This window comes from Neoalteromonas arenosi (genome assembly GCF_030362855.1).
GTDB classification, from domain to species: domain Bacteria; phylum Pseudomonadota; class Gammaproteobacteria; order Enterobacterales; family Alteromonadaceae; genus Alteromonas_E; species Alteromonas_E arenosi.
In genome coordinates this window covers 321,419-340,809 of the sequence record NZ_JAUCBP010000013.1, presented here as the reverse complement: position 1 = coordinate 340,809, position 19,391 = coordinate 321,419, and the positions used below count along the sequence as shown (strand labels likewise).

20 protein-coding genes are annotated in these 19,391 nt (G+C 46.2%); 16 read left to right on the top strand and 4 right to left on the bottom strand.

What is annotated here, in order from left to right:
* Positions 1-470 precede the first annotated feature (470 nt).
* From QTP81_RS16955 to cydB, 9 genes are all read left to right on the top strand, one after another.
* Positions 471-746, top strand: a complete 276-nt coding sequence (locus tag QTP81_RS16955; RefSeq protein ID WP_289367203.1) for a hypothetical protein — start codon at positions 471-473, stop codon at positions 744-746.
* Positions 747-852: 106 nt separating this feature from the next.
* Complete coding sequence (locus QTP81_RS16950; protein WP_289367202.1) at positions 853-1,242, top strand: hypothetical protein; 390 nt, start codon at positions 853-855, stop codon at positions 1,240-1,242.
* A gap of 13 nt (positions 1,243-1,255) precedes the next feature.
* The gene (locus QTP81_RS16945; protein WP_289367201.1) at positions 1,256-1,654 is read left to right on the top strand and encodes a hypothetical protein; all 399 of its coding nucleotides are present in this window, start codon (positions 1,256-1,258) and stop codon (positions 1,652-1,654) included.
* Between the two features lie 56 nt (positions 1,655-1,710).
* Positions 1,711-2,166, top strand: coding sequence for a hypothetical protein (locus tag QTP81_RS16940; RefSeq protein WP_289367200.1), 456 nt, complete (start codon positions 1,711-1,713; stop codon positions 2,164-2,166).
* 62 nt (positions 2,167-2,228) lie between these two features.
* Positions 2,229-2,531 (top strand): hypothetical protein, encoded by a 303-nt coding sequence (locus QTP81_RS16935; protein WP_289367198.1) that lies wholly within the window; start codon positions 2,229-2,231, stop codon positions 2,529-2,531.
* Positions 2,524-3,093 carry a hypothetical protein gene (locus QTP81_RS16930; RefSeq protein WP_289367197.1) on the top strand — a complete coding sequence of 190 codons (570 nt, stop codon included), beginning with the start codon at positions 2,524-2,526 and terminating at the stop codon, positions 3,091-3,093. Before QTP81_RS16935 ends, QTP81_RS16930 begins: the two co-directional genes overlap by 8 nt.
* A gap of 357 nt (positions 3,094-3,450) precedes the next feature.
* The gene (locus QTP81_RS16925; protein WP_289367196.1) at positions 3,451-3,999 is read left to right on the top strand and encodes a GbsR/MarR family transcriptional regulator; all 549 of its coding nucleotides are present in this window, start codon (positions 3,451-3,453) and stop codon (positions 3,997-3,999) included.
* A 75-nt stretch (positions 4,000-4,074) separates the two neighbouring features.
* Positions 4,075-5,451, top strand: coding sequence for a cytochrome ubiquinol oxidase subunit I (locus QTP81_RS16920; RefSeq protein WP_289367193.1), 1,377 nt, complete (start codon positions 4,075-4,077; stop codon positions 5,449-5,451).
* The gene (cydB, locus tag QTP81_RS16915) at positions 5,448-6,458 is read left to right on the top strand and encodes a cytochrome d ubiquinol oxidase subunit II (RefSeq protein ID WP_289367191.1); all 1,011 of its coding nucleotides are present in this window, start codon (positions 5,448-5,450) and stop codon (positions 6,456-6,458) included. The genes QTP81_RS16920 and cydB overlap by 4 nt, the downstream gene beginning before the upstream one ends.
* Before the next feature lie 272 nt (positions 6,459-6,730).
* On the opposite strand, the gene mrcB is transcribed toward cydB, so the two are convergent.
* Positions 6,731-9,118 carry a penicillin-binding protein 1B gene (gene mrcB / locus QTP81_RS16910; protein ID WP_289367190.1) on the bottom strand — a complete coding sequence of 796 codons (2,388 nt, stop codon included), beginning with the start codon at positions 9,116-9,118 and terminating at the stop codon, positions 6,731-6,733.
* A 161-nt stretch (positions 9,119-9,279) separates the two neighbouring features.
* Between mrcB and QTP81_RS16905 the strand changes: the two genes are divergently transcribed.
* The 6 genes from QTP81_RS16905 (at position 9,280) to QTP81_RS16880 (ending at position 15,164) form a co-directional block, all read left to right on the top strand.
* A complete protein-coding gene (locus tag QTP81_RS16905; protein ID WP_289367189.1) occupies positions 9,280-11,061 on the top strand; it encodes a PHA/PHB synthase family protein in 1,782 nt (593 codons plus the stop codon).
* Between the two features lie 52 nt (positions 11,062-11,113).
* A complete protein-coding gene (gene phaR / locus QTP81_RS16900; protein ID WP_289367188.1) occupies positions 11,114-11,530 on the top strand; it encodes a polyhydroxyalkanoate synthesis repressor PhaR in 417 nt (138 codons plus the stop codon).
* Between the two features lie 137 nt (positions 11,531-11,667).
* Entirely contained in the window at positions 11,668-12,210 is a 543-nt protein-coding gene (locus tag QTP81_RS16895; RefSeq protein WP_289367187.1) for a phasin family protein, read from the top strand.
* A 39-nt stretch (positions 12,211-12,249) separates the two neighbouring features.
* The gene (locus QTP81_RS16890) at positions 12,250-12,591 is read left to right on the top strand and encodes a phasin family protein (RefSeq protein ID WP_289367186.1); all 342 of its coding nucleotides are present in this window, start codon (positions 12,250-12,252) and stop codon (positions 12,589-12,591) included.
* 78 nt (positions 12,592-12,669) lie between these two features.
* Positions 12,670-13,893 (top strand): polyhydroxyalkanoate depolymerase, encoded by a 1,224-nt coding sequence (locus tag QTP81_RS16885; RefSeq protein ID WP_289367185.1) that lies wholly within the window; start codon positions 12,670-12,672, stop codon positions 13,891-13,893.
* A 110-nt stretch (positions 13,894-14,003) separates the two neighbouring features.
* A complete protein-coding gene (locus QTP81_RS16880) occupies positions 14,004-15,164 on the top strand; it encodes a lytic murein transglycosylase (RefSeq protein WP_289367184.1) in 1,161 nt (386 codons plus the stop codon).
* Positions 15,165-15,168: 4 nt separating this feature from the next.
* Here the strand turns inward: QTP81_RS16880 and phbB are convergent, their stop codons facing one another.
* Both phbB and hrpB read right to left on the bottom strand, forming a co-directional pair.
* Entirely contained in the window at positions 15,169-15,891 is a 723-nt protein-coding gene (phbB, locus tag QTP81_RS16875; protein WP_289367181.1) for an acetoacetyl-CoA reductase, read from the bottom strand.
* A 130-nt stretch (positions 15,892-16,021) separates the two neighbouring features.
* Positions 16,022-18,580 (bottom strand): ATP-dependent helicase HrpB, encoded by a 2,559-nt coding sequence (hrpB, locus tag QTP81_RS16870; RefSeq protein WP_289367180.1) that lies wholly within the window; start codon positions 18,578-18,580, stop codon positions 16,022-16,024.
* Positions 18,581-18,659: 79 nt separating this feature from the next.
* Between hrpB and thpR the strand changes: the two genes are divergently transcribed.
* Positions 18,660-19,184, top strand: coding sequence for an RNA 2',3'-cyclic phosphodiesterase (thpR, locus tag QTP81_RS16865; RefSeq protein WP_289367177.1), 525 nt, complete (start codon positions 18,660-18,662; stop codon positions 19,182-19,184).
* Here thpR and QTP81_RS16860 read toward each other — a convergent pair.
* Positions 19,176-19,355: a hypothetical protein gene (locus QTP81_RS16860; protein ID WP_289367175.1), complete on the bottom strand. Its 180-nt coding sequence runs from the start codon at positions 19,353-19,355 to the stop codon at positions 19,176-19,178. The genes thpR and QTP81_RS16860 overlap by 9 nt on opposite strands.
* Between the last annotated feature and the right edge of the window lie 36 nt (positions 19,356-19,391).

The following is a 19,391-nucleotide window of genomic DNA, read 5'->3' as shown; positions in this document are numbered from 1 at the left end:
AGTCATCGCAAAACTCCTTTCAAATAGTTTAAAAGAAATTCTACGAGTAAGCTGTTTCATTTTAGGGGGTAGTTACAGCTCCTTGTCTTTGACAGACAAGGCTATTCTTCGGCTGAGTACGTAATTGCTGACATCTCTAAATTTCGAAAACAACTGCTATTTAATCCCTAATTGATGGTAGCCGGTTCAATGCTTTTGAACGTTTGCTTAGTGATGCTAAGCCGAAACATTTTTTGTTTTGACTGTTTTAAACAGCTGTTTGCTCCCACATTCAGAAAAACGACCCAATCGCGCGTTTTCCTGCCAAACAAAGTCAATGAGAATCCCTTGCAGCTCCGTTACTTATTGGCTTTCAGAAGACTGATAATCATGGCACTATGGATAAAAACGAGTAGTGGCTCGGTAGAAAAACGCGCAACTTGCGCACTATTAAATTGTTATGTTTCAAAAGGTACTGAAAGGACTTCAAAATGAATAAAAAAGTAACGGTAAATCTACTGTTATTATTATTTGGCCTTATTATTTGCTATTGGATGATTTCCATATTTGACCCTGAAAAAGATTATGGGAGAAGGCATCCATTATTCATTTTCGTGCTAGGTTTATTTTTGGCTTGTTGGGCTGTAAAAGACTTATTGCTTATTGCTATCAATCCGGTTTTAAAAAGAAATTACCCCAAGCTTTATGTGCGTTTAAATTCGGATTTTTGGACTTTTTTACTTGGGCCGGTTAAGGACAAAAAATGAAACATAACAAACCAATCAACCGGACAAATACTCGCTGGCTATGCTCGTACCTCGCTAATTTTAGCCAACAAGCATTTGCCGTTTATTAGGGGCGTTAAGTGCCACGATGAATAAAAACCTCATGAGATTTTTGAAGTTCGTTTTTATTGCAGCACCGTTTGTCGCTGTTTATTTCTTCAGTCTTATTGTCTTCTTTCTTGCTCTTACCGATGCAGAAGATGTTGGTTTTGGTCGCATCGCAATTTCGGTTCTAGTTGCTATGTCTTCAGTTTTAATAGTAACTTGGGCTTGCGGGTTTTGGGGGCGTTGGTGGTTTCCAGTCCTTTTTGCCTCACTACCAATCATTGTGCTTATCGACTTTCTCATATCGGCGACAGTTGGTGCTCCACCTCTAGTCATGACCGTGTTAAGTTTCTTTGTACTTTCAACTATTGGGCTCTTTAAACGTGCAGGCACCATACAAACCGATCAAGCTCAACCGCACAACTCGAAGTGACAGCGCTAGTATAGTGAAAACCCCTTTTCTGAAATTTCTTTTGGTAGCAGAATTTGCTTTGGCATTCTGGATCCCCGTTGTGGCAATGGCATTCGGACTCTTTGGAACGCAAATGGCGATTGCTTCAATGTTCTCAGGCTCATTTAGCAGTTTGTTTATTCCACTTCTTACCATAGGAGGAGCAATGGGATTTTGGGGTATAAGCAAGTTATTGGCAGCCTCTCTTACTACCGATATCACATTGCCGCCCAAAGGAAGATTGATATTTTATCTTGTTTGTGGCTGCTTCGCCGCAATACCTTTACCATATCTATTCTTCTCAAACTCTGTATTATTTTCGGTGTTTTCTGTGCTGCCTTTCATTGTTACAGTTCAGTTGGTAATTCTACATAGAGGTTATTTTGCGGGCTAGGAAACCAATAAACATGCTCGCTAGTCATCGTGAATTTAGGTTCCAAGAGGAAAATTATGATTAAACGGATTTTAATACTCTCAATAACTTTTATAACAGGTATTGCTTTAGGGTGGTTTGCAAACGCTTTTTCAAATGATGAAAGTTTTCGTACCTCTCATTTATCGTCGCTTTCAATTAGCCTGTCTGGCGACTTTAAAGTCATTAAAGCACTTAAGAAAAAGGGTGTTTTCGAGCCTGATATCAAATCTTATTATGATGAAAAGTTTACTAAATTGGTTTTTTCATTAATGGTCATTAATTCTAACTTTCAAGGATTGAGCGCAAGCAATACTGAACCGTGGTGTAATTTAATTCAATACCATATAGAGAATACTATAAGTTTTGATGAGTCATTAGATGAAATCGTCGATGCTTATGTGACCAAGATTAAACCTGCTATCGATAGCGAAATAGCAGATGCGCAACAGCATTTTGGTGGCGATGGCTGTGAAATAGGTGAGGCAAGTTAATGATGAACTGTCTTTGGAAACTTATGAGAGCCTTACCGGAATTTTAAATTTTCAGGAAGTTTATGGATACTAAAAAGAAAAAAGCATTGATAAATTGGTTAAACTTTGCAGAAGAACCAGACCAATATTTATTGGGTGTAAGAAAACAAGCTGATATTTTTTTAATCTTGGCAGTCTTAATGTTTATAACAAGTGTTTACCTATATTTTTTAACGGACATAACACATATCCTAATGTCAATTTGTGTGTGGGTTTCAGGTATGAGTGCCGCATACGCTGCTATTTTGCTATCAAGTATCTATTCACTCAGAATATTGCACAAACATATTTCTATTGAAAATATCCGCAGTGAATTGAATGGTTGAAGGATATAACAAACCGCGCATGCTCACACGTTTCGCTCTCTGTGTATTAGTAATGGTTTCTTTTGTATCGCGTGCGGAAACCTCAAATCCAGTAAAGCTAGATAGTGTTTCATTCTCAAAATTGTTTGAGCACCAGATGACATTGCAGTTTTCTTCTGGATTTTCAGAACTCCTCGTTACAGTGCCGAACTCCGTTCCACAAGGTGTTGGCTCAGGGAGCAACTCTCATGATTTACAAAGTTTTACTCAAGTTTGGGTAGAACCTTTTTATGCAATAGTCGCGATTGAAGAGCCACTCATTGATTTTCAAGAGCTAGAGATAAATTTAAGCCGTTTGGAAAATCTTGAAGATTCAGTATTATCGTCTATCGACGATCTAAAAGTTGAATATTACCACTTCAGTAGCGAGGACAATGCTTTAAGGATTTATGGTAAAACTGACGTAACTACACAAACCGTTTTGATAATGCATAACACGAACAAGAACACCCAGATGGTGGTAAAAGTAGTCTATGAGTCAGGCTCATATCATAGGGCCATAGAGGTTACTCCGTTGTTCTGATTTTGAGACACGTACCTAAAACAAACCACCAGAATGAGAACTATCTGCCTGTCATTTGTCCCGAATCAAAAACGAACGTCAGTCAACCGGGCAAAGTGATCATTCATATCTTCAGTAAATAACGTCTCTAACCCGCAATTATTCAATACAAAAAATCTCAAAACGCGAACGTCTGCTCCTTGTCTTTAGAAGATCCTCATTCCCGTAGGGATGCCCACGAGGACGTTGTGTCTTTGCACCCCATAGTTCCCAGCGTGAGAGAGCCAATATCCTTTCCGAATACCCAACAAAACACTTGATCTAAATCAATTAATTATTATACTTTCAGTAATTACTGAAACTTCAGAATAAACCATTATGCAAATGACACCAATGATTACAGCCTTTGTTATGCACTTTGGCGAAATGGGAAGCCGCTGGGGCTTTAATCGCACAGTAGGCCAAATTTACGCGCTATTGGTTGTCAGCAACCGCGCGCTTACGGCGGTTGAAATCGGTGAAGCACTGCACGCATCGCGAGGCAATGTCAGCATGGGTATTAAAGAATTAAACGCCTGGCAACTGATTGAAACGCAACACGTGCCGGGCGATCGCAAGGAATATTATCGTAGCAAAGGCTCTATTTGGGATATGGCCAACCGAGTATTTGAAGAGCGTCGCAAGCGTGAAATAGACCCAACGCTATCCATGTTGCGCGATATCTTGCTCGACAATCCAAGCAACGAAGAAGAACGCTACGCTCAGACACAAATAAACGAAATCCACGATCTGCTGGAAAACATCACTGAATGGACACAAAGCTTACAGAGCTTGAGTCCTGAAAAGCTCAATACCCTTATGAAGCTTGGTGCTGGTGTCGGCAAAGTACTGGATATCAAAGACAAACTAATCAATAAGACAGGATAACTAAAAAAATAACGAGTCATTGAGGAGCGCGTTTTTATACCGAATTAAACATTCATTGAGGTAACCAAAATCGTCATGTTAGATGTGCTCATGCTCAGTCGGATCCAATTTGCGGCTAACATCAGTTTTCACATACTGTTTCCTACTATTACCATCGCTCTTGGATGGTTGCTATTTTACTTTAAGGTGCGCTTCGACCTATCCGGTCATCCAGTCTGGATGCGTGCCTATCGCTTTTGGGTCAAGGTATTTGCCCTTACCTTTGCATTGGGCGTCGTCAGCGGTATCACCATGTCGTTTCAGTTTGGCACCAACTGGCCTGGCTTTATGGAAACCATTGGCAATATTGCCGGTCCATTACTCGCCTACGAGATCCTGACGGCGTTCTTTCTCGAAGCAACCTTGCTAGGTGTCATGCTATTTGGTTTTAACCGCGTGCCAGCATGGGCACATACTTTAAGTACATTCTTAGTCGCTTTTGGCACAACTATGTCAGCGTTTTGGATCCTAGTATTAAACTCATGGATGCAAACGCCCGCTGGTTTTGAAATGCGTGATGGCGTAGCTCATGCCACAGATTGGTTGGCCATTATCTTCAATCCATCATTCCCCTATCGCTTTAGCCATACACTGCTCTCTTCAGCCTTAACGGTATGCTTTGTGGTTGCCGGGATTAGTGCTTATCGCTTGTGGCGTGGGGATAAAAAGCGTGCGCCTCGCGTGACCTTAAAGACGGCAATTTTAAGTGCCGCACTACTTGCGCCATTACAAGCCTTTGTGGGTGATCTACACGGCTTAAATACCCTTGAACATCAGCCGCAAAAAGTCGCCGCAATGGAAGGCGTATGGGAAACCCAAAAGGGTGCAGATTTGCTGTTATTCGCCATCCCTGATGAAGAAACTCGCGAGAATAAATTTGCCATAGCAATTCCTAATTTTGCCAGCCTGATCTTGACCCATGAATGGGACGGCGAAATCAAAGGGCTCAATGATTTTGAAGGCGCTCACCCGCCAGTCAAACCCGTCTTTTATGGCTTTCGCATAATGGTCGGTATTGGTCTGCTGATGATAATGGTTGCTTGGTGGTGTAGCTGGAGCATGCGCGGCGGACGTTCGCTCAGTAAGCTACAGCTCAAGGTGTTAATGGGTATGACATTTAGTGGTTGGATTGCCACGCTTGCTGGATGGTATGTAACCGAAATTGGTCGGCAACCCTACTTAGTCAGCGGCGTATTAAAAACCGCCGATGCTGTAACAACCATTGCGTCAGAAAATGTCCTGCTAACCCTTATCGTTTACTTAATTGTGTATGCCGTGTTGTTAGTCGCATACATTCGCACCCTGTTCTTGATGGCGCGCCGAGCTGTTGAGCTTGAAGATATTCAGCCGCATGAAAGAGTAACGCAAAAGGGCTTTAACCCATCACTCAACCAACAGGAGGCACACGCATGATTGATTGGCTATTTGCAGATCAGAATCTGCCCGTCGTATTTGCGGTATTAATGGCCGTTGCCATCTTGGTGTACGCAATTCTAGATGGCTACGATTTAGGCGTTGGGATATTACTGCCCATGGATGCAGCGCCGCAGCGCGACACTGCTATTGCGTCAATTGGCCCCTTTTGGGATGCCAATGAAACTTGGCTAGTACTGGCCATTGGTTTGTTACTGGTTGCCTTCCCGGCAGCGCATAGTGAAATTCTGCGGGCGCTATACCTGCCCGCGACCTTGATGCTGATTGGCCTGATCTTGCGCGGTGTAGCATTCGACTTTCGCGCTAAAGTTGCCGTTACTGAGAAGCATCGTTGGGATAGAGCGTTTAAGGCTGGTTCGATTATCAGCTCCATGAGCCAAGGCTTTATGCTCGGCATGTATGTAATGGGCCTAGAATATACCTGGTTAAGCATCAGCTTTGCATTACTCAGTGGTATTGGCGTTACCACCGCTTACGCACTGATTGGCGCGAGCTGGTTGATTATGAAAACCGATGGCGACTTGCAATTACGGGCTATTAAGTGGGCTAAAAAAGCTGGTGTGATTAGTTTTGTTGGTATTCTATTGGTTTGCTTTATCAACCCACTAATCAACCCCTTTGTGTTTGAACGTTGGTTAACACCGCCATTGGGCTATTTTATTAATGCTATACCGCTGCTGTGCTTTTCAATGTTCGCTATGGGTTATCAAGTTCTGAAACGCTTGCCCTTGGCCGACCATCAAGGTGACTGGCTGCCGTTTGCCATGACAACCATTGTATTTATTTGCTGTTTTGCGGGGTTGGCGTTGAGCTTCTATCCGTATGTGGTACCACAACAACTGACAATATTTGACACCGCGAGTGCACCAGAGTCACTGCGCATTATGCTTGTTGGCAGCCTATTCGTACTGCCAATGATCATAGGCTATACGGTCTTTGCTTACTTTGCCTTTAGAGGTAAAGCCCAAGCACTCAATTATTACTAGGGCGTGTTGATCTTTGCGGTACGAATTTTGTTCAATTAAGTAGCTTGCGGCCGCGAAACGATGAATGAAGCTTAGTTATTCTAAGTGAATGAGGAGTGACAAAGGCCCCAAGCTACTTAACTGAACCCGACGGGCAGCGCAATACTACAATTTATACAGCGTCTTCATGCGCTTATGTAGAATAACTACACTGCGCGCATTCATCCTTGTCTAAATTGTAGTCTTACTGCTGCAAAATTGTACCGCAAAGATCAACACGCCCTAATTACCGCCTAATCACCAAACCAGCGCTCCCACCAGGAGCGCTCTTCTTCGGGCTCTTCTTGTTGTGGGCCGTCAGTCGTAACATCACATGCACGTCGCTGAGCAGGTAACACGTCTAAAATTGCCGGTACCGTTAACGCATTAGTGCACCCTGCTACCATTGCCTCACCCGAAAGCGGGTCGAAATGAGCAATACCAAGACCGGTTGGAAAACGTCGTGATAATGACTTGGGTTGTTGCGCTTTTTGATAGGCAATGTAGGCACTCAGTGCTCCGCTAGCCCCGGTTAGGCCAGTCGTTGCATTATCATCGTCACCTAGCCACGTAGTGACTAATATATTGCGGTCGAATCCGGCAAACCAACTGTCGCGATAGTCATCGGTAGTACCCGTTTTTCCCGCCATATTAATTCTAGGGAATTGACTATTGATACGTCTGGCAGTGCCCTCAATCGTAACTTTGTGTAATGCATAATTGGTCAGGTACGTTGCAGCTTCATCCACCCGCTGCTCCGCGTAATTACTGTGCTGCCATAGCAGTCGATTACCTGAGGTAGTAATCGCGTTAACTGTTCGAAGTGGCCGATAAACACCTGTGTTGGCGATGGTCTGGTACATTTGATTAACTTGTAATAAGGACAAATCAATCGCACCTAACGTCAGTGCCGGCACTTCTTTTATCGGCGTATTAACCCCCAAGCGCTGTAAGGTATCGATGACATTGGGTAAACCAACATCCAAGCCCAGATTTATCGTCGGTACGTTAAGCGACTCGGTTAATGCCGATACCAACGCCACTTGGCCACGAAACTCTTTATCGGCGTTTTGCGGTTGCCAGCGTTTGCCACCTTCATCGGCTAAATCGATGGGCTCATCGAGTAAGGGTGTAGCAAGGTTAAACCGTGCTGGTTGTTCTAACGCCGTTAAGTAAATCGCGGGCTTAACTAACGAGCCTATTTGACGCCTTGCGTCCAGAGCGCGATTAAAACCGCTGTAAGCGGTATTTTTACTGCCGACTATGGCGCGGATCTCACCGCTCTTGATATCGGTGACCATCATGGCTCCCTCAAGACCGGGAATAGAGCGTTGGTCTGCCAAACGCTCTACCGTATCGGCGAGCGCTTTTTCTGCGCGGCGCTGGGCATTGATATCTAACGAAGTGAATACACGCACACCCGACTCGCGAATATCCGGGTCAGCCAATATGTCGGTTAACTCGCGGCGTACCTTGTCCATAAACGCTGGATGCTTACCACTGGCTAAACTGGCGCCTGAGGCGATATTGAGCGGCTGATTCACATACATCTCATACTCAGCCGCTGAAATCTCGTTGTTCTCAAACAAGACTTTAAGCACCAAGTCGCGACGCTCGGTGGCGCGCTCTGGATGGCGGCGAGGATTGTAATAAGAAGGCCCTTTGACCATACCCACCAACAATGCGATTTCTGCAACGTCGAGTTCGGCTACCGGACGGTCAAAGTAAAAGTGACTACCGAGACCAAAACCATGCACACCAAGATCACCATTTTGGCCCACAAACACTTCGTTGAGATAGGCTTCGAGGATCTGATCCTTGCTGTAGCGCGCATCGATTACAATTGCCATTAGCGCTTCTTTGATTTTCCGCGTAATCGATTTTTCGCGCGTTAGGTATAAGTTCTTGACCAACTGCTGGGTCAACGTACTGCCCCCTTGTACCGTCCTGCCCGCGGCAATATTGGCAATCAGTGCACGTAATATGGATAGCGGCGCAACACCGTGGTGCTTGTAGAAGTTCTGATCTTCAACCAAGGTTAGCGCCGAAACTAACATGGGCGGCACTTTTTCAATATCGAGCAACATGCGGTCTTCGCGGTGACTGCTGACCAAACGACTCACCAGCCATGGCTCGAGGCGAATGTGCTGTATTGCGGTGGCAGAGGCAAACGTTAATTGACGTGGTAGTGCTTCCTCAATCGCGCCAATGCGGTCGCCACGCCAGTTCAGCCGGATAAGACGCATGGCTCGATTGCCATCAATAAAATCAAACGCCCGGCGCATAAAGGTCAATTGCCGGTTCGCGTAATGATACTCACCACTACTGGTCACGTTTGCCACTTGCCGGTAGCCCAGTAGTTCCAACTCATCGAGAATTTCTGCTGGCGTGATTTCTTGCTCTACTTCAATGTGCAATGCACGGGCATAGATTTGTGCAGGCACTTGCCATTTGTTGCCCGAAAAATGATGTTTTATCGAGGCATCGAGATAAAACAAATAGGCCGCCAGTGCCACCGTCGCAACCAACGATAACTTACCGACAATCGGTAGCAATCGCTTAAACCAGTGCTTCTTCGCTGGTTGTTTAGCGCGTTTCGATGTTGCTTTGCTTTGCGTTTTTGTTTGCTTCTTTTTGGCCAAGGTTACTGCTCACTGAGAGGTGCTGAAATCGATTATACGTGCTCACCATTGAATAACCAACGCTGCCTTTGTATCGCTTTAGACATTAGTCGTAGAGCCCTTATTTTATGGGAAAAATAAGACTAGGCTAAGACTGAAAATAGATCATTTGCGAGGCTAGCATGCAAGCGCACACCCAAGATGAATTGTTCTCTCAACTCGAACAGTACGCCACCGTATTTTCATCGAAAGTACAAGAAATCCTATCGGCTTCATTAAATCCAGTCGTCGACGGTGAGCCGCAAACGACACTCGACTCACTGCAGAGCATGCTAAATTCGGATTGCGATATTGATACCCAAGCGCTGCTGCAATCACAACTAGACTTTATGCAGAAGCAGAACGACTTATGGCAGCAAGCCAGTAAAGCCATGATGGGGCAGGAATACCATGAAGTAACTCATGAGGCTAAATCTGACAAACGCTTTAATCACGCAGATTGGCAACAAAACCCCGTATTTAACTATATTCGCCAAGCCTACCTTTTAAATAGCGAACTGCTAGAAAACACCATAGGTGCGGTGCGTTTTAAAGATAAAAAAATTGCTGACAAAGTGCAGTTTTATACGCGCCAATACATTAATTCTGTAGCGCCCACCAACTATCTATTTTCTAACCCTCAGGTGTGTGAAGAGTTACTCGCATCAGAAGGTGAAAGCCTGCTCAAAGGCATGCAAAACTTTATGCATGATCTTGAACAAAGCCCATTAGAGGCGTTTAAAATAACCCAAACGGATGATAGCGCGTTTACTTTGGGTGAAGACTTAGCCACCACCCCAGGCTCAATAGTATTTGAAAATGACATCTGCCAACTCATCCACTATCGCCCCATAACGACAGAAACCTTTGCTGAGCCGGTGCTCTTTGTGCCGCCATTTATTAATAAGTACTACATTCTCGATTTGGACGAACAAAAATCCATGGTGCGCGGACTCCTTGCCGAAGGTCACGCTGTATTTATGATTTCTTGGGTGAATCCTGACGCAAGCCTCGCAGAGCGTGACTTTGTGGATTATATGAAGTACGGACCTGTGGCCTGCTTAGATGCTGTCACAGAAATTACCCAAGCGCCAAAGATCAACGCAGTCGGTTTTTGTATTGGCGGTACGCTATTGTCAATGACCACTGCTTGGCTGCGCGCACAAGGCGATGAGCGGATCCAGTCACTCACCTTATTAACAACGCTACTGGATTTCAGTGAACCCGGTGAGATTGGTAACTACCTAAGCGAAGATATGGTGCCGGTGCTTGAACAGACAGCCGCCATGAAAGGGGTATACGACGGTCGCATCCTCGGTTTGAGTTTTAGTCTACTGCGCGAAAACAACCTATTTTGGTCGTTCTTTATCAATAATTATTTGCGCGGCAAAGACCCCGCCGCCTTCGATATTTTGTATTGGAATAGCGACGCAACGAACATCCCAGCAGCGTGCTTTAAACAGTATTTGCACTTCAGTTATCTCGAGAACCAGCTTTGTCAGCCGGGCCAGATTGTGATTGATGATATTCCAGTTGATCTGGCTAACATTGATGTGCCGGTTTATTTTTTGGCAACCATTGCCGATCATATCGTGCTGTGGGAATCAGCGTATAAGGGTACGCAGTTACTCGGGGGTGACTGCCGCTTCACGCTGGCGGGTTCCGGTCACCTAGCAGGCGTTATTAACCCACCGAAAACCGGTAAATATCCGCACTGGCGTAATACCGAATTACCCGAAAATGCCGAACAATGGTTAGAGGGAGCGGAAGAACATCAGGGCTCTTGGTGGCCAGACTGGCACCAATGGCTTAATGACAAGTCGGCCGGTAAAGTAGAATCTCTGCAACCCGGCAGCCATGCAGCATATCCAGAAATAGAACCGGCGCCGGGTCGCTACGTACGAGTGCGATTAGGCGACAGTTGAGAGTTGGTCGACTCTGGGATAGTCTTGAACTGCGCAACAACGAGGACTCGCAGTGATCACCATTAAGAAATATCCCAATCGACGATTATACGATACTAGCCAAAGCAAGTACGTAAATCTCGATTACATCAAGCAGCTGATCACAAAAAAAAGCGAGTTTGAAATTGTCGACTCAAAAACTGGCGAAGACCGCACAAAGTCGATTTTGCTACAGATCATCACTGAGTCGGAAAGCAATGATGCGCAAGCGTTACTTACCAATGAGTTACTTAAACAACTGATTTGTTACTACGATTCCGACATGCAACCTTTTGTGCGCCAATATATGGAGCAAAGCCTACTGGCCTTTATGCAACAGCAAGACAAACTGCAAGGCGTGATGAAAAGTATGGTCGATAACAGCCCCCTTGGCATGCTCAATAAAATGTTTGAAGCCAATATGAATCAATGGCAACAACCTAAGAAATAACACTTCTTCCCTCCTCCGACTGATGTCTTAGACCTTTTTTGCTGCACCGCAACATTTTTGCTTGACACTCAACTCCACGCCTGTCTATTATTTAACCATTGCTGCATCGCAGCATTTTATTCGCAAGAGGATTAACTATGTTTGGCAATTTTTCAGAGCAGTTTCAACAGTCAGCAAAACCAGCAAGGTCAATAGTCGCTTTGAATGCAAAAACGATTGAAGCCTTAGCAAAACAACAAGCCGCGTTTGTATCAGGCGTATTGAGCGACAGTGTAAAACTAGTTAACTTTGCTGCAAAGCAGCAAGGGCTGCGTGGATTTATTGCTGCCCAGTCGCAATATTCAGAATCGGTTCGCGATCGGGTGACCACCGCCACCAGCGGTACCTTGGCGACACTGAGTGCCGCTAGGGATGATATAAGCGCCATAATGTCAGCGAGTCTGCAGCACAAATCAGCGAGTAATGCGCCCAAAACCGAGGCGGCCGCCAAACCCGTAAGTAAGCCGGTCAGCAATCCAGTTGGCAAGCCGGCGCCAAAAACAACAGCCAAGGCAGCTGCTAAGCCTGTTGCCAAGCCAAAGTCTGCCGCAAAACCGGCGACCAAGGCCAAAGCTCCCAGTAAAACAGCAACTAAGGCGAAAACAGCCAAACCTAAACCAGCGGCAAAAACTGCTGAATAACTCGTAGTAAAACTTTAACAGTCCCATTGGAGAACAATTATGTTTGAACAAATGAATGAGCAACTCAAAAGCAGTCTTAAACCCGTATCTGATCTTGCAGCACTAAATATGAGTACATTGCAAACCCTCACTGAAAAGCAAAGTGCGCTGTATTCCTCGCTTATGAGTGATGGCATGGCATTTGTCGAAAAAGCAACTCAGCAAAAAGACTTAACCAGCTTAGCTGAAACGCAAAAAGCCTATGCTGAGCAGTTACAAGAAACCCTAACCGATGCAGCGAAAGACACCTATGGTCTACTCACTGCAACACAACAAAAAGCGGGCGAAATGGTGAAAGGCATGAGCGAAGAGTTTGCAGCGTCTTTTACCGTGACTCAGTAACCTTTCACAGCTGGCCATATTGGCCAGCTTCTATTCTCCCCTAACAATCACTCAGTACTTCTTCAGAGGACGGTTATTATGGTCAGCTACCAAACCTACGATTACATGGCGCGCACCGGGCAAGTTATGCACGAAGGTTTTAGCTTGCTTAATGACGTCATCAAGCACCCGGCAAACCCTTATGCCTATTCGCTAGCAGGCAGATTAACCACAGCGTCGCTTGAAACGGCCATGCGCCTCACCCGCCGCTATGAAAAGTTGGGGTTTAACATTGATGAAATTGCAATTGACGATGAAAGTCATGTAGTCCGTGAAGAAGTGGTTTTATCCAAACCATTCTGTGATTTGATTCACTTTAACCGCATCGGTTTACACGATAATCAACGCGTATTATTGGTGGCACCATTATCTGGACATCACGCAACACTGTTAAAAGGCACTGTGGAAGCGCTGCTACCCGATCATGAGGTTTATATTACCGATTGGCTTGATGCTAGAGAGGTTCCGTTATCGCAAGGGCCATTCAGTTTTGATTGTTATGTGTCTTACCTCATAGAGTTTTTAGAGTTTCTGGGGCCCGACACGCATATGATTGCTATCTGTCAGCCCACTGTCCAAGCACTTATTGCTACCGCCGTTATGGCGCAGAACAAGAACCCTTGCGTACCGCAATCCCTGACATTAATGGCAGGCCCATTAGACACGAGCAAAAGCCCGACCCGAGTGAATGAGTTTGCGCGCCAGCGCCCTATGTCATGGTTTCGCAACTTCGCCATTATGCAGGTCCCATACGGTTATCCCGGCCAAGGACGTAAAGTGTATCCAGGCTTTATGCAGCTGGGTGGCTTCATTTCGATGAATCAGCAAACGCACACTCAAAAGTACATGAATTTCTTCCAAAACTTGGTGTTTGGCGAAGTGGAAGATGCCGATAGATTTCGCGCCTTTTACGATGAGTATTTAGCGGTACTCGATATGCCCGCGGAGTTCTATTTAGAAACCATTGAACGGGTATTTAAGAATAATGAAATTGCTCGCGGCGCAATTACGTATCAGGGTGAGCCTGTGGTTTTTGAGGCAATTGATGATACAGCGTTACTCACGGTAGAAGGTGCCAACGATGACATTTGCGGTCTGGGTCAAACCGAAGCCGCTCAAGATATTTGTAAGAATATCCCTAAACACAAGCGCAAGCACCACGTGCAAGCCGGTGCGGGTCATTACGGTATTTTCAGTGGCTCGGCGTTTCGCAAACACATTCGTCCGTTAGTCACCGAATTTATTCACAAATACAGCGACTAAGTCTAGGCGGCCAGCAGCGCATCGGGTAGCATAAGTTTTTTTACTTTGTGAATGCCTTCTCTATGATTCGCTGTCTTTTTTCTTCTTTGCTTGTGTGTAGCTCTTTTTTCTTGCTCGCCGCTACCGCCAGTACATCCACCGCCTCAGACTTTAAGCAGTGCTTAGGGAATTTAGGCCAATTGGCCGAGAGCCGCGGCGTAAGTGCCGATACTCAGGTAATATTAAGTGGCCTTGAATATCAAGCCAAAGTGATTGAGCTGGACCGTAATCAGCCGGAGTTTGTCCAGACCTTCCCGGCCTATTTTTCAAAACGCGTCAACGATTGGCGAATTAACAAGGGCCGCGAAAAGTACGCCGAGCACCGCGAGTTGCTCGCCGAGCTAACCGCCCGCTATGGGGTACCAGGGCATTATCTGGTGGCTTTTTGGGGGCTAGAAACTAATTACGGTGGCTACAAGGGCAATATGCCAACCCTAGATTCGTTAGCTACCCTCGCCTGTGACCAACGCCGCCAAGCGTTTTTTACTGAAGAATTACTGCTCGCATTGCTGCTGGTTGATCGCGAAAATCTCGACCCTGCAACTATGCAGGGCTCTTGGGCTGGTGCGATGGGTCACACTCAGTTTATGCCATCTACCTACACCCAGTATGCGGTTGACGGTGACGGCGATGGTGTTATTGATTTGTGGAATAGCGAAGCTGATGCACTCACTTCCGCAGCTAACTTTTTGGCTCGATTGGGTTGGCAATCGGGTAGTCGTTGGGGGCGAGAAATTGTGTTGCCAGACACTTTCGACTACAGCTTGGCGGGCTACAACAATCGTCGTACCTTAACCGAATGGCAATCTACTGGCATAACGATGACTGATGGTAGCGTGCTCCCGGAAAGTGAATTACTCGCGACTTTGCGAGTCCCCGCCGGACATGCCGGGCCTGCATTCCTAACCTATGCAAACTTCCGTACCATCATGCGTTGGAACAACTCAGAATTTTACGCTATTGCTGTTGGACATTTGGCCGATCGTATTGTCAATGGGCCAGGTTTGAGTGTCGAGTTACCGAACTTACCCCCCTTGTCTCGCGTCGATATCATGCAGCTGCAACGAGCATTAACGCAACTGGGCTTCGACGTTGGTGGTGTTGACGGCATTATGGGACCAGGCACGCGCGCCGGCATTCGCGCTTATCAAGTGCATCACAACTTGATTGCTGATGGCTTTCCCAGCGTCGAGCTACGCCAACACGTATTAGCGCAGCTCAATACCGAGTGAAGCGTTAGTACATATGTTGTCCGCCATTGAGTGACAGTGTTGAGCCACTGACAAAGCCAGCGTTGTCACCCACCAAGAATAATACGCCTTCGGCGATATCCTCTGGGCGGCCCAATCGACCGACAGGAATGGTTGCGACGATTTTCTTCAATACGTCTTCAGGCACTGCGCGCACCATATCGGTATCAATATAACCTGGTGCAATAGCATTCACTGTAATGCCTTTACCCGCGCCTTCTAGCGCGAGTGCCTTGGTAAAACCGTGAATGCCTGATTTAGCCGCAGCATAGTTAACCTGACCGTATTGACCGGCTTGACCATTCACCGAACCGATATTGACGATACGGCCAAACTGACGCTCCCGCATGCCTTCAATTACGGCACGACAGGTGTTAAAACAAGACGCTAAATTAGTTTGAATAACGCGATCCCATTGTTCAAACGTCATGCGATGCATAGTGCCATCACGCGTGATCCCCGCATTATTGATCAACACATCGATATGCCCATACTCTTCTTCAATCGCATGAATGGCAGCTTCAGTTTGCTCGAAATCACTCACATCAAATTTTGCTACTGCAATACCCGTGCGATCTTTAAATCCCAAAGCTGCGGCATCATTACCGGCATAATTGGCAATCACAGTATATCCGGCATTCTTTAAGCCGACACTGATAGCCTCACCAATGCCGCGCGTTCCCCCAGTTACTAGCGCTACTTTACTCATGTTGATTTCCTCATTGATTAAGCCTCGGCTAATACCTTAGTCAAGAAGCGAAATAGCGACTATTCGACGATGGTCGTATTTTGAACAGCAACGATGAGTTTCAGGTTGGGAATTGATCGAAATCAATGTCTTAAGACATCTTGCGCTTTGTGACTTTAGTCGGGGCAGTATTGGCTGGGTCATCTGGCCAAAGGTGTTTAGGGTAGCGTCCCTTCATTTCTTTTTGGATTTGGCGATAACTGTCGCTATGCCAAAACGCACCAAGATCAGTCGTTGTCTGCAATGGCCGCATTGCCGGTGACAGCAGCTCCACGATTACCGGCAGTTTCCCTTCGGCCAATGTCGGTGTTGCAGCCAAACCATAAAACCACTGCATGCGCGCTGCAATTTTGGGTGGTGTCACCTTTTGTTCAGCATGTTGATTGAGTGCCGAGTATTCCAATTGCAAGCGATCCTCCGTGGGCAGGGTCAAGCGCGTGGGCAACTCTCGATCTAGCCATTGTTGTTGTTCCCAACTAAGTAACGACTTAAGACAGCTGTAAAAGTCTAATTCGCTCAGCTGCTGAAAACTGAATTGATTATCGATAAAAGGCATCAACCACGTTGCCAATGTATCGAGTAAATTTGCGGCTGAAAAATTGGGGAAGGGTTCAATATCATCGCGCGTGCACAACTCGGTAGCGATTTGCACGCGATAAATCAGCTGCCAAGCAGATGCCGGAAGTGGCAACCATTCCAAACCCTGTTTGCGTATGATGTTGGACCATGCGCCGCGCAGTTGCTCTTGGGAAATGCGATTGCTGGCCGCTCGCTTATTAACCGGCTCTTGACTGAGAGTAATGGCGCCAAGCCGTCGAATTGAACGTAGGTCGAATCGCTTGCGTTCATTTGACCACGATAAGGTGGTTTCACCAACAATATCATCGCCATACCAGCGAAGCAGATCTTCGCTGGTAATGGGTTCGGCCAACGCAATGTTGATGGCGCCCTGATTGTTGCCAAATAGATCAGCGCCAACCAACCATTCAGGAACACCAAATCGGTCAGCGTCGAGTAGTTTAGCCTGTTTACCATTGGCCAATTTGTATTGGCAATCGCTAATATGCCTCGCCAACCAATCCGGGAATGCCAATGATAGCGCATGAGCAATATCAGTCGACCTAAGCTCAGATAATATCTCAGGGTTAATCTTGCACGAGAGCTGTTTACCATAACGACTCACACTGCTAACGAATCGTCGGTTGTTGCGCTGTAAGTTATTGACAATGTACTCACTGAGCAAACCGTTTTGTGGCGCTGCGACGTCCCACAGCGAGGCTGCTACAGCTGCAGCGGCGATTGGTAGAGATGGATAATCATTCTGTAGTTCTCTCGCCCTAAGTAGCATATTGGCAAGGCGAACGTTCACCGGCATAGCCACCAAGGCTCGCCCGTGTGATGTTAGTTTTTCTGCGCTCGTAATTGCTCCTAATTGAAGTAGCTTAGCCATTGCTGCGTCTCGCTGTGCTTGACGCGGTTGAGTTAATAATGGCAATTCCGTTAATGAGCTCCCCCATCCCAACGCTTGCAAGCTAATATCACTGACATCACGGGTTAGAATTTCAGGTTCGGACTGCTGACGCAAACGGTCGTGAGCCTCTAGTGACCATGTGCGATAGCAAACACCGGTTGCTGATCTACCGGCCCGTCCAGCGCGCTGAGTAGCCGACGCCTGACTGATAGTTTGCGTGCGCATATACTCGATGCCCGTGCGCAGGTCTAGCTCAGCCACCCGCTCTAGCCCAGTATCAATCACGACTCTTATGCCATTGATGGTCAAACTACTTTCGGCAATATTGGTCGCTAGTACGACTTTTCGCTGTCCCGCTGGACTCGGTTGTAGCGCTGTGATCTGGCGCTCTTTGCTCAAACTACCGTATAACGGCAGGCATCTTACATCCGCCAAATCAGTGCGTGACTGCAATACTTGCTGAAGTTTATCCAAGGTGCGATTGATCTCTTTCTGCCCGGGCATAAACACCAAGACGTCACCTGGTTCTTGCTGCAAAGCTTCAACGATAACGAATACTAATTCGTCCACTTGCAATGGCATCAAACCAATCGGTCGGTAGTGATAGTCAATCGCAAACTGACGGCCCGGGACTTGAATGAGCTCAGCATTGGGTAAGGCGCGCTGCAACTCCTCTTCGGCCAGTGTTGCTGACATGACCATTAAGCGCAGATCATCGCGCAATGCTTGTTGTACCTCATTAATTAAAGCAAAGCCAAAATCTGCATGTAAACTGCGTTCGTGAAACTCATCAAACACAATCAGATCAACATCAGACAGCTCGGGATCGTTGAGTAAACGCCTAGCTAATATGCCCTCGGTAATAAACTCAAGTTGTGTATCGCTACTGGTCTTGTGCTCGCCGCGAATTTGATAGCCAACGCGTGTACCTACCATCTCATTCAGTTGGTCCGCAAGATACTCTGCCAGCGCCCGTACAATGACTCGCCGCGGTTGTAGCACTAAGATTTTACCCTTGCGTGAATGTGTTTTGAGCAAGTGCAACAGCAGCGCCGTCGATTTCCCTGCACCTGGCGCGGCAGATAAAATCACATCGCCGTTAGTTAACTTCGCTTGGATTTCTCCAAGGAATGCATGAATGGGTAAATCGTTAGCCAAATGGGTGCCTGCTACAGACAAAAAAGACTCAAGGTTGTGTGTTTGGATTATTCCTTGAATAAACTATGATGTGAACCACGAAAACTGTTTTTGTATTGTTATGCGCTGTTTTATTGGCATTGACCTACCACCCGCATTAAAGACCCAAATAGTCACATGGCGAGATAATGAGTGGCCAGGTTCAGAAGGTTTCAAGCCAGTGCCGCCCCTCAATTTACATATGACATTAGTGTTTATTCCAGCGCTTGTCGAAAGCAAACGTGCAAGCATTGTTAAAGCGCTAGATGTCAGTGACATAGAACCATTTACATTGACACTGGATTGGGTCAATCATTGGCGAAAACCTGCGATCGCATGGCTATCATCAAAAGTCCCGCCGATTGCCTTAAAAACATTGCAAAGTTCAGTCAGCACACAATGCCAACAACAGGATATTAAATCACCTGATGTCGCACGAGAGTATCAACCTCATGTAACACTAATGCGCAAATTTAAAGAACCGACGAGCTACCCGCAACCTCAGCAAGACTGGCGGTTTATTGTTGATAAAATACATTTGTTCGAGTCTCGTTCGGGCAGCAATGGCGTCCACTACCCTATTATTGAGACGTGGTCGTTAGGCTAGAAAGATCACTGTCGATAAGCGATCATTTTCAACTCCATCTGATTGCAGAACTTTGATGTCAGCGTCTGAAAACCCAGCGTTACGCAGAACTTCGAGTGCAGTCTGTTTAGCCGTAATGGTTTGCTCAGGGTCTTTTAGCACTTTGGCGGCTCGAATGAGATAGGCTTCCACAAGGCATCTCCAGTGATGTACATATAGTCAATACGA

Coding starts and splice junctions, on each gene's coding strand:
- QTP81_RS16895 (WP_289367187.1), top strand. CDS start 11,668: ATGTTTGGCAATTTTTCAGAGCAGTTTCAACAGTCAGCAAAACCAGCA.
- QTP81_RS16920 (WP_289367193.1), top strand. CDS start 4,075: ATGTTAGATGTGCTCATGCTCAGTCGGATCCAATTTGCGGCTAACATC.
- QTP81_RS16955 (WP_289367203.1), top strand. CDS start 471: ATGAATAAAAAAGTAACGGTAAATCTACTGTTATTATTATTTGGCCTT.
- QTP81_RS16890 (WP_289367186.1), top strand. CDS start 12,250: ATGTTTGAACAAATGAATGAGCAACTCAAAAGCAGTCTTAAACCCGTA.
- cydB (WP_289367191.1), top strand. CDS start 5,448: ATGATTGATTGGCTATTTGCAGATCAGAATCTGCCCGTCGTATTTGCG.
- QTP81_RS16905 (WP_289367189.1), top strand. CDS start 9,280: ATGCAAGCGCACACCCAAGATGAATTGTTCTCTCAACTCGAACAGTAC.
- QTP81_RS16935 (WP_289367198.1), top strand. CDS start 2,229: ATGGATACTAAAAAGAAAAAAGCATTGATAAATTGGTTAAACTTTGCA.
- QTP81_RS16940 (WP_289367200.1), top strand. CDS start 1,711: ATGATTAAACGGATTTTAATACTCTCAATAACTTTTATAACAGGTATT.
- thpR (WP_289367177.1), top strand. CDS start 18,660: ATGCGCTGTTTTATTGGCATTGACCTACCACCCGCATTAAAGACCCAA.
- QTP81_RS16930 (WP_289367197.1), top strand. CDS start 2,524: ATGGTTGAAGGATATAACAAACCGCGCATGCTCACACGTTTCGCTCTC.
- phbB (WP_289367181.1), bottom strand. CDS start 15,891: ATGAGTAAAGTAGCGCTAGTAACTGGGGGAACGCGCGGCATTGGTGAG.
- QTP81_RS16925 (WP_289367196.1), top strand. CDS start 3,451: ATGCAAATGACACCAATGATTACAGCCTTTGTTATGCACTTTGGCGAA.
- QTP81_RS16950 (WP_289367202.1), top strand. CDS start 853: ATGAATAAAAACCTCATGAGATTTTTGAAGTTCGTTTTTATTGCAGCA.
- QTP81_RS16885 (WP_289367185.1), top strand. CDS start 12,670: ATGGTCAGCTACCAAACCTACGATTACATGGCGCGCACCGGGCAAGTT.